Below are 14124 nucleotides of genomic sequence, written 5' to 3' on the forward strand. Positions count from 1 at the left end.
TGGTTGTTGAATAAATTATAATGCAATATTACAACTCCGCAAAGCAAAATCATATTTGCGGAGGCTCTTACCAGATTATCGCTTTCTTGTGCTAAAAACCCATCTGCTCCGCTCTAATCAATGGAGTTAGATCATGGGTACATAATTTTGCAGATAATCATATTAAAATTATTTGCAAAGTAATAAAAGACTTGCCGAAAAAGCAAATATTTTCGATGGAAAGGCTGAATCTATTTTTCAGGTATGTTTTTTATTGGAATAATTTGCCGAAACGCTTTTCGTGTATGAGAAGGGAATACAATTCGTATGCTTTAGCGTAGCTTTGGGCATGAAGGGCTGCACCACTGCTGATACGCTTTACACCTATTTGTTTTAGTTTGGAAAACGAGGGCGTTTCGGGCTGTAAATACACATTGAAGGGCAATTTTGTACTTTGTACCACCTTAGTTATTTCTTTATCATTCGAAAGCAGTGGCACAAATATGCCGTCGGCACCGGCCTCTTCGAAAAGCCTGACGCGTTTCAATGTTTCTTCCAGCGGGTCGGGTTGTTTGGTTACGTATGTATCGATACGGACATTGACAAAAAGTTTCGATTTCTGTCCCGACAAAAACATACGGATACCATCTATGATTTTAGCGAATTTCCCGGTTTCCACCAGGATTCGTTTTTCGTCTTTTACTACAGAGTCTTCAATATTAATACCTGCCGCACCCATTTTTACGAGCTGACCAATATGTTCGTTCACTTTGCCTATGCTCCTGCCATATCCGCCGTCGATATCCACTGAAACGGGAATAGAAACCGATTTGATGATTCTGTCCACAACGAACAACAATTCGTTGAAACTCATATCTTCGCCGTCCCGGTAGCCGAGATTTTCTGCAATGGCGTGCCCGGAGATGCCGACCGCTTTATAACCTGCTTTTTCTGCCAATTGTGCACTTTTGGCGTCCCATACGTTCCCGAGGAGAAATGGTTCGTCACCGGAATGGAGTCTTCTGAAATCGTTGATCTTCGACATATTGGGTGATTTTTAGATATTGCCTGATGATTAAACGCAAAATAAAGGTGTATGGTTCAGTCGGTATCCCAAATGTTCCGGCTCTAACGCAATACCGCCCTTTATTTTCTTTCAATCCTTGCTCCCAATGCGTTCAAACGTCGGTCAATATCCTGATATCCCCTATCGATCTGGTCGATATTATGGATAGTACTCATGCCTTCCGCACTCATGGCAGCGATTAACAGTGAGATACCGGCACGTATATCTGGGGATGTCATCGTCATACCTCTGAGCCGGAATCGTTTACCCATACCGATCACAGTCGCCCGGTGGGGATCACAGAGGATGATCTGTGCTCCCATATCTATCAGTTTATCCACGAAAAAGAGTCGGCTTTCGAACATTTTCTGGTGGATCAGGACGCATCCTTCCGCTTTGGTGGCGACTACCAGCATCACGCTGAGGAGATCGGGCGTAAGTCCCGGCCAGGGTGCATCGGCAATAGTGAGAATGGATCCGTCGATAAATGATTCTATGGTATAATTATCTTGTTGTGGAATATGGAGATCGTCACCCCGTTGTTCCACAATAATACCTAAGCGGCGAAAACTTTCGGGGATAATACCGAGATGGGTCACTGAAGTATCTTTTATGGTAAGTTCCGAGGCGGTCATGGCTGCCATGCCGATAAAGCTGCCGATCTCGATCATATCGGGCAGCAAACGGTGACGGCAACCGGAAAGGGAGGAGACACCATGTATTGTCAGTCTGTTGGAGCCAATTCCTTCGATTTTTGCTCCCATGCGTACCAGCATCCGGCTCAGCTGTTCCACATAAGGTTCACAGGCTGCGTTGTAAATGACCGTTTCCCCTTCGGCAAGGACAGCGGCCATCAATAGGTTGGCAGTGCCGGTAACGGAAGCCTCATCGAGCAGGATATATTGACCGGCCAGTTTTTTGGCAGAAAGAGTGAAGAGTTGTTTTTGCTCATTAAAAATCAGCTCAGCACCTAATTTCATGATGCCGTTGAAGTGGGTATCCAGCCTCCGCCGTCCTATTTTATCGCCTCCCGGTTTGGGTACGACCGCTTCACCGAATCGTGCCAGAAGGGGACCGACAATCATGATGGAACCCCGCATCGCAGCGCTCTTTTGCATGAAGTCTTTCGATTGGGTATAGGAGAGGTTTATCTTTTCCGCTTTGAAAGAGTAGTTCTCCCTGCTCAGTTTCTTTACCTCTACTCCCATATCGGAGAGCAGTGCGATGAGATTGTTTACATCCAGTATATCGGGTACGTTCTCTATGATCACTTCCTCTTGAGTGAGCAGGGTCGCACAAATTACCTGCAGGGCTTCGTTCTTGGCTCCCTGTGGTGTGATTTCCCCCTTGAGGCTGCATCCGCCTTCAATGATAAATGATGACATGTTGACCGCTTTTTATAGTTAATAAATACGCACCTCTGGTTCAAGCATTATACCGAACTGTTTCTGCACTTCCTGTTGTATTTCGTGCATAAAGTCCACAATTTCCTGCCCGTTTTCGGTACCATAATTCACAATGATAAGTGAATGGCGGGTATAGGTACCTACCATTCCGTGCCGCTTCCCTTTATATCCTGCCTTATCTATCAGAAATGCCGCCGACGTTTTGAATTGTCCTTCTCCTACGTTGTAGATAGGGACATCCGGTAGTTTCTGTTGTAACTGATCTTTTTCCTCTTCCGTAAGCACAGGATTTTTAAAAAAACTTCCGGCATTCGGTAGTATTTTATAATCGGGTAATTTCCGGTTGCGGATACGGATAATAGCATTGCGAACCTGGGTAAGGGTAGGAGAGGAAATACCTTCCAACTCACGGCTTAAGTCGATATATTTCTCTTTATATTGAAACGACTTTTCCAATTTGAAAACCACGGAAGTGATTACATAGAGTCCGGAGCGTTTAAAGATGCTGTCACGGTATCCGAATCCGCACTCCTCGCCGGAGAGTTTTTTGTAATTCCCTGTCTGAAGTTCCACCGTTTTCACCTTGGTGATCACATCCATCGCCTCCGTACCGTACGCACCGATATTCTGAACCGGACTTGCACCTACCGAACCGGGAATAAGCGACAAATTCTCGATACCGGCGTAACTATTCTCCACGCAATAAGCAACAAACTGATCCCAATCTTCTGCCGCACCGACTTCAATTTCTACACACCGATCAGTTTCCGTCAGGATATGGATACCCCGTATGGCAGGTTTAATAACCAATCCTTCGAAATCTTTGGTGAAAAACAAATTGAAACCATTCCCAAGCACCAGTTTCTGTTTATCGGAAAAAGTGTGGATGATTTCCGAAAGTTCCTCAGCCGATTGCGGTTCACAGAATATTTTTGCCGACGCTTTCGTACGGAAAGAGTTGTGTAGTTTCAGTTGTGCGTTATATCTGATGATCATTACGGAAAAGATGTATAATTTAACTATTCTTTTCTGAAATAGCCTGATGTATTTGAACTGCAAATGTAGGCAAAAAGTTTCGACGCGCCATATGATGGACAAAGGATAAATTTAGTCGACTATAGTATTAATATGTTCGAAAAAATCAGAATATTTTGATTGATTAGATCTCATGCTCTTTCATTCGCCCTTTAGCCTTTAATATTTCCGGATAGTGTGTTTTTATATATTTTCTGATGATCGCTAATGATTGCGAAAATTTGTTGTGAACTGTTTGTGTGGTTACCCCAAGTTCGTTAGCCACTTCTTTGGCCGGAATACTTTCCACTCTCATCCAAAAGCTGTTTTTTGTCAACGATGAACTGTTTTTCAATGCGTTGTATACAATTCCTTTTAATTCTTCTTTTTCCATATTGTTATAGACGGTTGTGTCGGCCAATAATTCGGCATCTTCAACCGGAATTGTTTCGGGAACAGCAATACGGTATACATCATAGATACGGAAACGCAAATATTGCAATAGAAAAACTTTCACACATCCCTCTTTATTTGCACGGATGATACGGGGATTCTCCCAAAAAGCAACCCAGAAATTTTGTATGATTTCTTTGGCAATTTCTTTATTGTGGACTTTTGACAATACAAAACAAAGAATGGTACTGCCGTACCTTTCGTAAAATCGGGAAAAAGCCTTTTCATCTTTTTCCTCAATGGCTTTTAATAATATTTCGTCTGTGGTTTGCAATTCGTAACAAAAATAAGAAAAATCTTTGAATCTTCAGGTTCGGCCAACTTTTAACTATATACCCCCGTTGATTCACAAAAAAATAGTAATTTTATCCATTAAAATGATTATCGGCGGTAAAAGAATGACAGAGAAGAAAGAAAATTTACGGGATAGTTTGTCGGCACAAGAAAAAGCCGCAATTACCCGCAATTTGTTCGAAAGATACCGTAGAGGTAATACCACTCCGGAAGAGAACGACATTGTTGAATCTCTTGAAAAAGAGGTTATTCCGGAGAAGGAGTTTGAAATAACGGATGATCTGATGCAGGAACTGGAGAATGAAACGAAAGATTTTGTTTTCCGGCAAACAGGGGTAAAGATTGGAAACGCAGCATCCTCTGTGGAAAAGCGTATCATCTCTCCGGCTTTCATCGGTTCAATTGCGGGTATCCTCTTACTCCTTATCGGGATCTTTGTTTTTTATCAGAAACACAATCAGCCGGAATCGTTGAAGTCCGACCCTGATACAGCGCCCATCTTCCAACAATATATTTCGGGAAACGATATCGAGCATATCACGTTGCCGGACGGTTCCCAACTCTCTCTGAATACCGGTAGCACGCTGAGTCTACGTGAAGGTAGCATGGATGGTACTATGCGTGAGATATGGCTCGATGAAGGTGAAGTTTTTTTTGATGTGAGAGAGGATAAGGCGAAACCATTTATGGTGCATCTCCGTGAAGGGTTAACAGTGCAGGTACTTGGTACAAGTTTTACTATTCAGAGTTATAAAGAGTTGCCATTTCAGGAAATCTGTGTTTTGAGCGGAAAAGTGAGTATAGGGACTTCGAAGGGTGAAAATATAGAGTTGAATCCCGACCAAAAAGTAACATACGATGAATCGGAGAAAAGACTTACCCTCGAGAGTGTAAACAGCGCACAAAAAGCGGGATGGCGTACAGGAACGATTGTTCTGGAGAATGCTTCATTGGAAGAACTTCGTTTCCGGGTGCGGCAGTTCTATGGAAAAGAAATGATCTTTCAGCATACCCCCGGAATAATGTCTGTCAATATCATGTTCGATGGGAGTACTTCTCCTGATGAAATTACAACCGAAATAGCCGCACTTTACGATTTATCCTACCGGATCACGGCCGATCAGATTATTTTCTTTCCGAAAGGTTCTTAAAGCGGAACGCCAATGAGCCGGTATTTATCCGACATACAGTATATAATCATATTGATTGTTATTTTTGCTGGAAACAGCTTCCGTTTACCGGCTCAGACCATTTCCTTTCCACAGGAGCCGATGCTTTTGAGAATGGAGAAGATAGCCAATGCCGGCAAAGAAAACGGACAATTTGTTACGTATGAAAGCCGTTTTTTGGAAGGGATTACCGCCCCGGCATTCACAAGCGAATCCGCAGATGTGGAAGAGTGGATACGCCGTTCACTCGAAAACACGCCGCTCTCCTACCGTAAAGTGAACGCCAACCGTTTCGTTATTGTCCGCCGCCCTGTTGAAAAACCGGCTACAGGCTATCTGTCCGGAAAAATAACCGATGGGTTCGGCGTAGCGCTACCCGGCGCAACTGTTCGGGTACAAGCCCTGCAAAGAGGTACAATAACGGGAATGAACGGTGATTATTCACTGGCGTTGCCTCCCGGAAGTTATCTCGTTCAGGTCGGTTTTATGGGTTATGAACCGGTGCAGATCCAACATACCGAAGTAGGAGAAAACCGGACGACCCGTTTGGATATAGTGCTGAAAGAGAACGATATCCGTCTGGATGAGGTGGTGGTTACTTATACGCAACCCGAAAGCACCCTTGCAGGTGCGTTACGCGCACAACGAAACACGCCTTATATCAGTTCCGTTCTCGGCAGTCAACAAATAAACCGGTCTGCCGGAACAACCGTGCAGGATGCAATGGCGCTTCTGCCGGGTATCAGCTTTGATGAAAACTATTCACAGATCATTCGGGGCACAGGCGGCAGGTGGAATGAAATACTTCTGGACGGTATCCCGTTGCCGAATTATGACCCCTCCTACAAAATCTTTTCTTTCGATCTGATCTCTGTCGCTTTGGTAGATAATATCCGCCTTCTCAAATCGTCTACTCCCGATATTCCCGTCGGTTTTGCCGGGGGGATTACCGAAATCATCACCAAAGATATTCCCGAACAAAATTATGTCCAGTTAAAAGCCTCTTATGAGTTTAATACGCTGAATACGTTCAAAACCTTCCGTGGGAGAAGGAAAGGAAACTTCGATTTCATAGGGCTTGACGACCACAGCCGTGAAGTGCCGGAACCGCTTCTCTCTGTAGTTTCGGGAAATCCGGGGAGAATGCCCGGAAATACAACCTTGTTTCCTGCGGAACACTTCAGAATTTCTGAGGGGAGATCACTTCCCTCGCAACATTATAATGTTGCCATCGGCAGAACACGCGCTTTAAAGAAAACGGGCGACCGTTTAGGATTCGTTCTCTCACTCTCTTATCAGAACAGGTCACAACAGTCCGTCATCAATCATACCCAGCGGGGAAGATGGAACTACATAGGCGGATATACGGGCAATTTTAATAGCGAAAGAAACAAGGGCCATACCTATTATTATAACACGGTAACCGGTGGCATGCTGAATGCCGGGTGGCAGTTCGGGAAAAACAGGATCAGTATCCGGAATGTTTTTACCCGGAGTTTCGATAACGACCTGACGGAAGTCACAGCACGTTTGGAGGATATCTCAGGAGTTGAAAGCAATCTCAGCTATCAGTTTTTCAACTATCCCACATTTTCCGACCTGTATCAGAGTAAACTGGAAGGGCAACACCTTGTCAGTGGAGTTTTACTGGGATGGAACATGTCGCATACATTCGTTCAACGCGAACGGAAAGATGCCGCTTTCTCGGAAATGTACAAACCGTTGAAAGATGACTCTCTTTTGTATTTTCTGCATCAGCATCCCGAATTGCGGGCTGTCTATCCGGCCTCAAGCGGCTGGTACACGAACCGGGAACGGGATTTTCACATGGGGTTATCGGCAAGTTACTCATTTCAACAGAATAAGACACTTAATAAAATAATATTCGGTTACAACGGAAATTATAAGCATCTCCGTTTTACATCGAATGAAGCCCTTTACAGCTACGATAACCAGACTGATATTCCGGATCCCTCCTCACACGTCTATCAGATCCTTGAGCGAAATGATTTCAGTGGAAGCATGATACAACATTTTCCTTTCGTGATGTTCGAACATCGCTGGAAAGATAACATGCGCTTTATATGGGGTATCCGGGGCGATTATGAGGATTACAGGACAATTACCGCCAATGAACAAACCGTACCTGGTGAAAGCCGGAAATGGTATGCCGCACCTTCGGCCAACATCGTCTATATGCCGGTGAAGAACCTGAATGTACGACTGAGTTTTCAACGTTCTGCGGTTCGTCCGGAATTGACAGACTATATTCCTTATCCCGTTTACGACACATATCTTCTCGGTACCTCTGTAAATCGTGCTGTATCTTCCTCTACCGTTCAGGCCACTGATCTTCATATTGAAAAATATATCGGTTCGCAGGATATCGTTTCTGCAGGACTGTTTTACAGGCATATCGACCGCCCCATAGAACGGACAACCTATCTGTACAGACCGGAAGAACGTATGTATGTGCTGCAAAATTCAGACAAAGCGTACAGTTACGGATTTGAAGTGGAAATTCGAAAACATTTGGATTTTGTAGGAAATCCCGATTTTTTGAGGAATGTCCAATTCTCCGCGGGATTCGTTTTGACACGATCATCGGTGAAAGGTAAAAGAGTTATAGTGATTCCGGAGAGAGAAGGAGAAACCCAATTTGTCGAAACCGAGAGTACTCAAAAACGGCCGCTTTCAGGACAGACTCCTTATCAGTTGAGGGCGGGGATCAGTTATACCGATAAAAGCCTGCATGCGAATATACTGTTTAACCGCAGCGGACGCCAACTTTTCTTACTGGGTGAAAATGCATATCAGCATGAATACCGTGCACCCTTTAATTCGGTAGAGGCGAGTATCAGCTACCGATTCCCTAAGAGCGGGATTTGGCTGAAGTTGAGCGGCAGTAATCTGCTCAATGTTACTCAAATTTTTTATACGAATACGCCGGATGATTATGTTCGTGGTGAATATGGTCTTCCGACGGAAAGGCTCATTCCGGGTAAAACCGAAAACTACGATGAAGGGCATGATCCGATTATTCATGAAGTAAAAAACGGACAAAGCTTTATGATCTCTTTGAGTCGTACTTTTTAATAATAGTCTCCAATCTTTTAATCCTCAGCATAATTCCTTTGCCTGACAGTCCGATTTTTTCTCTCCTCTCCTCTTTCCCGCTCTCTCCCTTTCATGTTTTTTAACTAAATAACCGGTTAGGTTTTTTCCGAATTCCACGTAATGTAAAAACAATGTACATAAACTGTTCGTATGCCATTTAGGGCTTGGTGGATATGATTAAAGATAAAAAAGTAGTTATTGTAATGCCGGCTTATAATGCCGAACAAACATTGGAAAGAACCTATAGTGAAATACCTTTTGATATCGTGGATGAAGTGATTTTGACAGACGACGGCAGTAACGATAATACCCTAAAGGTAGCTGAGGAATTAGGTATCCGTGACATCCAGATACATGTCCGGAACAGAGGATACGGAGGTAATCAGAAAACCTGCTATAATCGCGCATTGGAATTGAATGCCGATATCATTATTATGCTTCACCCTGATTATCAATATACGCCTAAACTTATTGCCTCTATGGCGTATCTCATCGCCAATGGGGTTTATCCGGTGGTCTTCGCATCCCGTATCCTGGGGAAAGGAGCCATTAAAGGCGGAATGCCTTTGATAAAATACATCGCCAACCGGGTGTTGACTTTCTTCCAGAACATATTATTAAATCAGAAACTATCTGAGTATCATACCGGCTACCGGGCTTTCTCGGCTGAGGTGCTTCGGAATATCAATTTCAATGCTAATTCCGATGATTTTATATTTGATAATGAAATAATTTCCCAAATTTTTTATCAAGGCTACGAAATAGCGGAGATCACCTGTCCTACCCGGTATTTCAAAGAAGCGTCTTCCATCAACTTCAGGCGCAGTATTATCTACGGGATGGGTGTACTAAGGGTTTCCATGATGTATCCGTTCTGTAAATGGGGATGGATAAAGTCGGGATTATATCAATAGTTTTATACATATGCGAAATAACCGGATTTACATACTGATTTTAGGTGTATTGTTTGCCGTAATTTACTCGATGATATTCGATGTGAAACTGGATTTGAATGGCGACAATGTGCATTATCTTACTTTGGCGAAAAATATCTCTGATGGATTGGGATATTCCAATGTGACGCCAAACGGCACCGTGCCGGCAAGCCATTTTCCACCCGGCTATTCTGCTTTTTTATCTGTTTTTATGCTTTTGGGTATCCGGAGCCTTGTATTTTTCAAGATATTGAACGGAATCTTATTTTTTGTAAGCCTGATGGGGATATTCTACTTACTATGGAAAATAACAGATAATAGGGTATTGGCTTTTGTCTGTGCTTTATTGGCTGTTTTTTCTCCCCACACGCTACAGTTTTCCAGTATGGTGATGTCTGAAATGCTATTCTTCTTTTGCTCGGTTGTTTGTTTTTATGCGCTTTATAAGTACAGCGCTATTGAAGGAGGAACAAGTCGTTTTCGTACATTGTTATGGTTGTTCGTCATAATTATTTTTGCTGCTTATGCTTACTACGTACGTGCGGCGGGAATCGCACTGATTTTTGCCATTGTGATTTTCTTTTTGTTTCGCGGGCAGTGGCTTCGGGGGATAGCAGCTCTTGGGGGAATCCTGTTATTGCTGTTGCCCTGGTGGATCAGGAATCGCACACTCGGCATTGAATCCCGTTATTTTGGTACAATGATGACCGTGAATCCCTGGCGGCCGGAAGAAGGAAGTATTTCGTCTGTCGGTGAGTTTATCCGTAAAATGATAACAAATTTTGATGAAACTGTAATAAAAGGTTTTAGAGAGATCATTTTTCCGTTTATTCCTGTAAATTATGAAGTGAATTCCTCTGTTTTTCAAATTGTGACAGGACTTTTTATTTTGGGCATTATATTGTACGGAGCCTGGAATCTGAAGCTGCTAAAATGGGCATTTATTGCCTACTTATTGGGTCAGATAGGTTTGTTTATGCTTTGGCATGGTGGTAATGAAAGCCGTTATGTAATACCTATTGCCCCTTTTATTATTGTTTGTTTTTATAACGGATTATACTGTCTGCTTATATCCAGGGTAAAAAACAGTTCGAAAACAACCCTTTACTCACCTTATGCATTTCTTATCCTGATTTTTGCATTATGGCCTACTGTAAAAGCGATCTCGGTAAAGGCAAAAGAACCTTATCCCCCTGCATTTGAGAATTATTTTACCATCGCGAAGCAGATGCAGAAGCAATTACCGAAGAATACGGTTTGTTGTCGAAAACCGGAATTCTTTACCTATTTTGCCCCCGACTTATATGCCATCAACTATTTATATAGTACGGAACCGGGAGAAGTGATAAAGGATATGATCGAAAAAAATGTAGACTATGTCGTACTGGAGCAATTAGGGTATGCGTCTACTGTACGATATTTGTATCCTGCCATTTTAGCCAATGAAGATTTATTTGAGTTAATGTGGACACTACCCAATCCGGATACCTATTTATTGAAATTTAACCGGGAACGGGCAATTGAGAAGCTTGAAAAAAATAATTGATTTTCAGGCGTGTTTCACAACAATATCACCCTTTATAAATCAGGAAAACAGTCGGTTTTTTATGCATATCCGGCAGTTTGCCTTTCCATGCCTTTACCCTTCGTGTTACAATGAATTCATCTTCGCAGGAGATGTTCATGGCAATACATAACCGGGTTTGCGGTTTACAGTGTTGCAGTATGTCTTCCGCCAGTTTCAGGTTACGGTAGGGTGTTTCAATAAAAAGTTGAGTCTGGTCTTCGTTGTACGCCCTTGCTTCAAGCTGTTTGAGTTTCTTTGCCCGCTCGCCCGCGTCGATCGGCAGGTAACCGTGGAAGGCGAAACTCTGTCCGTTGAAGCCGGAGGCCATGACGGCCATCAGGATAGAAGAGGGACCTACCAGCGGAACAACCCTGTAGCCTTCCTGTTGAGCAATAGCCACTACATCTGCGCCGGGATCGGCTACGGCAGGACAACCGGCTTCGGAGATTATCCCCATATTTTCTCCCGATTTCATGGGTGACAAATAACTTGCGATCTGGTTGGGGTCGGTATGTTTGTTCAGTTCATAAAAGGTGAGTGTGTCGATATCGATATCGGGATTGCTTTTTTTTAGAAAACGGCGTGCCGAACGTACATTCTCTACAATAAAATATTTCAGATCAGATGCCACCGTTGTGTTGAAGGAAGGAATTACCTTCTCAACAGGTGTATCACCCAATGTGACGGGAATTAAATAAAGTACCGGATTCTTCATTTCTCGTTTGCAGACCTTTTAATCTCTTAGGGTTTAATTCTCTCCTCTAAGATACCCCGCCCGCTTGCGGCGAGGAGATTCATTTGCAAAAATAGATAAAATAGGGTAAAGAAGGGATGCTTTCCGGTATATATATCAAAAATGTTTGGTTTTAAGGAGGGATTAATCTGATCAAAATGGCTACTTTTGCAAAATTAATTCTTATTCACAATTATGGCTGCAACAACCGTCAAACACCCTAAAGGGCTCTACTTCGTGTTTTCCATTTCTATTGCCGAACGTTTCGGCTATTATGGCATGCGTGCGCTCTTTGTACTCTATATGATCAATGCGTTGATGATGGACAAGGATCTTTCCGCGCTTATCTATGGGAATTACACCGGATTGGTTTACCTTACACCCCTTATCGGCGGCTATGTAGCCGACAAATATTGGGGGATGCGGCGTTCCACTTTTTGGGGGACTGTCCTGATGGTGATCGGACAACTACTGATGTTTTTCAGTGCCCTCTATTTCCAATATCCCGGACCGGCAAGATGGTTGATGTATCTGGGGTTGGGTGCCCTGATTTTCGGGAACGGTTTCTTCAAACCTAATGTATCCACTTTCGTCGGTCAATTGTATGAACCGGGTGACAGAAGGCTTGACTCTGCCTATACCATCTTCTATATGGGAGTAAATCTTGGGGCATTTGTCGCACCTCTTATTTGCGGATTTTTGGGTGATACGGGCGATCCGGCCGATTTCAAATGGGGATTTCTCGTGGCAGCAATGGTTTCTTTGTTGTGTCTTATCCTTTATGTGCTGCGAAAAGACAAGTATCTGGTCGATCCCGCCGGAAATCCTATCGGAATTGAAGCGGCTGCAAGAAAAAAGAGGGAGGCAACCGGTACAACTCCATCTGTAAAGTACACATTCAAAGAAATAGTGTTGTGGATTGTTGTGTCCGGTGGTCTGTTCGCACTCTTTATGCATCTGTTCAAGGGTGATCTGATCGGAGCTTTTATCTATACTGCCGCATTGGTTGTTCCTGCTTTTGTAATATCTGACAAATCGCTGACTAAAATTGAGCGTCAGCGTATCTGGGTAATCTATATCATTGCCTTTTTCGTTATCTTCTTCTGGTCTGCTTTTGAGCAAGCAGGAATATCATTGACCTATTTTGCGGCTGAACAGACCAACCGTGATATTCTGGGATGGACCATGCCTACCAGTTGGTTTCAGTCGTTCAATTCTGTATTCGTTATTCTTCTGGCGCCGCTGTTTGCACAGTTGTGGCTTGCCTTGGGAGCCAGGAACAGGGAACCCTCTTCACCAGTGAAACAGGCAATCGGACTGCTGTTGTTATCATTGGGTTACCTCCTGATCGCTATCGGTGTACAGGGGGTGGAGCCGGGTGTGAAGGTGAGCATTATGTGGCTTGTGGGACTCTACTTTATTCATACTATGGGTGAACTTTGCCTGTCGCCTATTGGCCTGTCGATGGTGAATAAGTTGTCTCCCGTACGTTTTGCATCACTGTTGATGGGGGTGTGGTACCTCTCTATGGCTACCGCTAATAAGCTGGCCGGTACACTGAGTTCCCTTTATCCCGAAGAGGGAAAAATGAAACACCTTTTCGGAATTGAAATTGCAAACCTGTTTGATTTCTTCATGGTATTTGTTGTGATGGCTGCTGTTGCTTCTCTCATCCTCTTTCTTCTTTCGAAAAAATTGCAAAAGCTGATGCACGGAGTACGGTGAAAAAGCATCTATTTGTCATATAATGCCATATATTTCCATAGTGGAGCTGCCATGGTGGCCTGGACAACGTTACCGCTTTCAAGAAGTTCTTTCAATTCTTCAAAAGAAAGCAGATGAACCGTCAATTCTTCCGATTCGTCCAGAGCCTGATCTCCCAGTTTTTCAACATTCTCGGCAATAAAACAATAAGAATAATTATTTGCAGCACTGGCATTAGGGGCAACACACATGAACTCACTCCATGTCCCGCCACCATAACCGGTCTCTTCCATTAATTCGCGCTGCGCCGAGACAAGCGGCGATGCATCTTCTTTCTCACATACGCCAGCACAAAGTTCGAGACAAGTCTTTTCAATCCCCGGTCTGTATTGTTTTACCAGAATAAATTTTCTTTCTTGGGTGATGGCAATGATATTCACCCAGTTGGGGTATTCCAGTACATAATATTCAGGGACAACAGTACCGTCGGGCATTTGTAATGATTCCCGACGAACCGTCAACCATGGGCGCCTGTGAAGATATTCGCTTTCAATTACTTCCCAACGCATATTGTCATTTTTGTGATCCATAATTACCATTTTAGTTCAAATGAACTCTATCTTTTTTAAAGAGCGAGGCAAAGGTACGTTATCCCCGTGAATTAAAAAAGGGGAAGTCCCGTATCGT

11 protein-coding genes are annotated in these 14124 nt (G+C 43.4%); 5 read left to right on the forward strand and 6 right to left on the reverse strand.

Annotated features, from left to right (window positions below):
- Positions 1-250 precede the first annotated feature (250 nt).
- From F597_RS0113485 to F597_RS0113500, 4 genes are all read right to left on the reverse strand, one after another.
- Positions 251-1024 (reverse strand): isocitrate lyase/PEP mutase family protein, encoded by a 774-nt coding sequence (locus tag F597_RS0113485; protein WP_019540282.1) that lies wholly within the window; start codon positions 1022-1024, stop codon positions 251-253.
- A gap of 101 nt (positions 1025-1125) precedes the next feature.
- A complete protein-coding gene (murA, locus tag F597_RS0113490) occupies positions 1126-2430 on the reverse strand; it encodes a UDP-N-acetylglucosamine 1-carboxyvinyltransferase (RefSeq protein WP_019540283.1) in 1305 nt (434 codons plus the stop codon).
- An 18-nt stretch (positions 2431-2448) separates the two neighbouring features.
- Complete coding sequence (gene murB / locus F597_RS0113495) at positions 2449-3447, reverse strand: UDP-N-acetylmuramate dehydrogenase (protein WP_019540284.1); 999 nt, start codon at positions 3445-3447, stop codon at positions 2449-2451.
- 163 nt (positions 3448-3610) lie between these two features.
- Positions 3611-4192 carry an RNA polymerase sigma factor gene (locus tag F597_RS0113500; protein ID WP_019540285.1) on the reverse strand — a complete coding sequence of 194 codons (582 nt, stop codon included), beginning with the start codon at positions 4190-4192 and terminating at the stop codon, positions 3611-3613.
- 124 nt (positions 4193-4316) lie between these two features.
- Between F597_RS0113500 and F597_RS0113505 the strand changes: the two genes are divergently transcribed.
- The 4 genes from F597_RS0113505 (at position 4317) to F597_RS0113520 (ending at position 10979) form a co-directional block, all read left to right on the forward strand.
- Positions 4317-5363, forward strand: a complete 1047-nt coding sequence (locus tag F597_RS0113505) for a FecR family protein (RefSeq protein WP_169337982.1) — start codon at positions 4317-4319, stop codon at positions 5361-5363.
- Between the two features lie 12 nt (positions 5364-5375).
- Positions 5376-8477, forward strand: a complete 3102-nt coding sequence (locus tag F597_RS0113510) for a TonB-dependent receptor (RefSeq protein ID WP_019540287.1) — start codon at positions 5376-5378, stop codon at positions 8475-8477.
- 194 nt (positions 8478-8671) lie between these two features.
- Positions 8672-9412 (forward strand): glycosyltransferase family 2 protein, encoded by a 741-nt coding sequence (locus F597_RS0113515; RefSeq protein WP_026327459.1) that lies wholly within the window; start codon positions 8672-8674, stop codon positions 9410-9412.
- Positions 9413-9422: 10 nt separating this feature from the next.
- On the forward strand, positions 9423-10979 hold the full coding sequence (locus F597_RS0113520; protein ID WP_019540289.1) for an ArnT family glycosyltransferase: 1557 nt from the start codon (positions 9423-9425) through the stop codon (positions 10977-10979).
- Between the two features lie 25 nt (positions 10980-11004).
- On the opposite strand, the gene F597_RS0113525 is transcribed toward F597_RS0113520, so the two are convergent.
- Complete coding sequence (locus tag F597_RS0113525) at positions 11005-11715, reverse strand: SAM-dependent methyltransferase (RefSeq protein ID WP_019540290.1); 711 nt, start codon at positions 11713-11715, stop codon at positions 11005-11007.
- Positions 11716-11928: 213 nt separating this feature from the next.
- Between F597_RS0113525 and F597_RS0113530 the strand changes: the two genes are divergently transcribed.
- Positions 11929-13458 (forward strand): peptide MFS transporter, encoded by a 1530-nt coding sequence (locus F597_RS0113530; protein ID WP_019540291.1) that lies wholly within the window; start codon positions 11929-11931, stop codon positions 13456-13458.
- Between the two features lie 8 nt (positions 13459-13466).
- Here F597_RS0113530 and F597_RS0113535 read toward each other — a convergent pair whose 3' ends face one another.
- Entirely contained in the window at positions 13467-14027 is a 561-nt protein-coding gene (locus F597_RS0113535; protein ID WP_026327460.1) for an NUDIX hydrolase, read from the reverse strand.
- Positions 14028-14124 lie beyond the last annotated feature (97 nt).

It is taken from the genome of Proteiniphilum acetatigenes DSM 18083, from assembly GCF_000380985.1.
Taxonomy (GTDB): Bacteria; Bacteroidota; Bacteroidia; order Bacteroidales; family Dysgonomonadaceae; genus Proteiniphilum; species Proteiniphilum acetatigenes.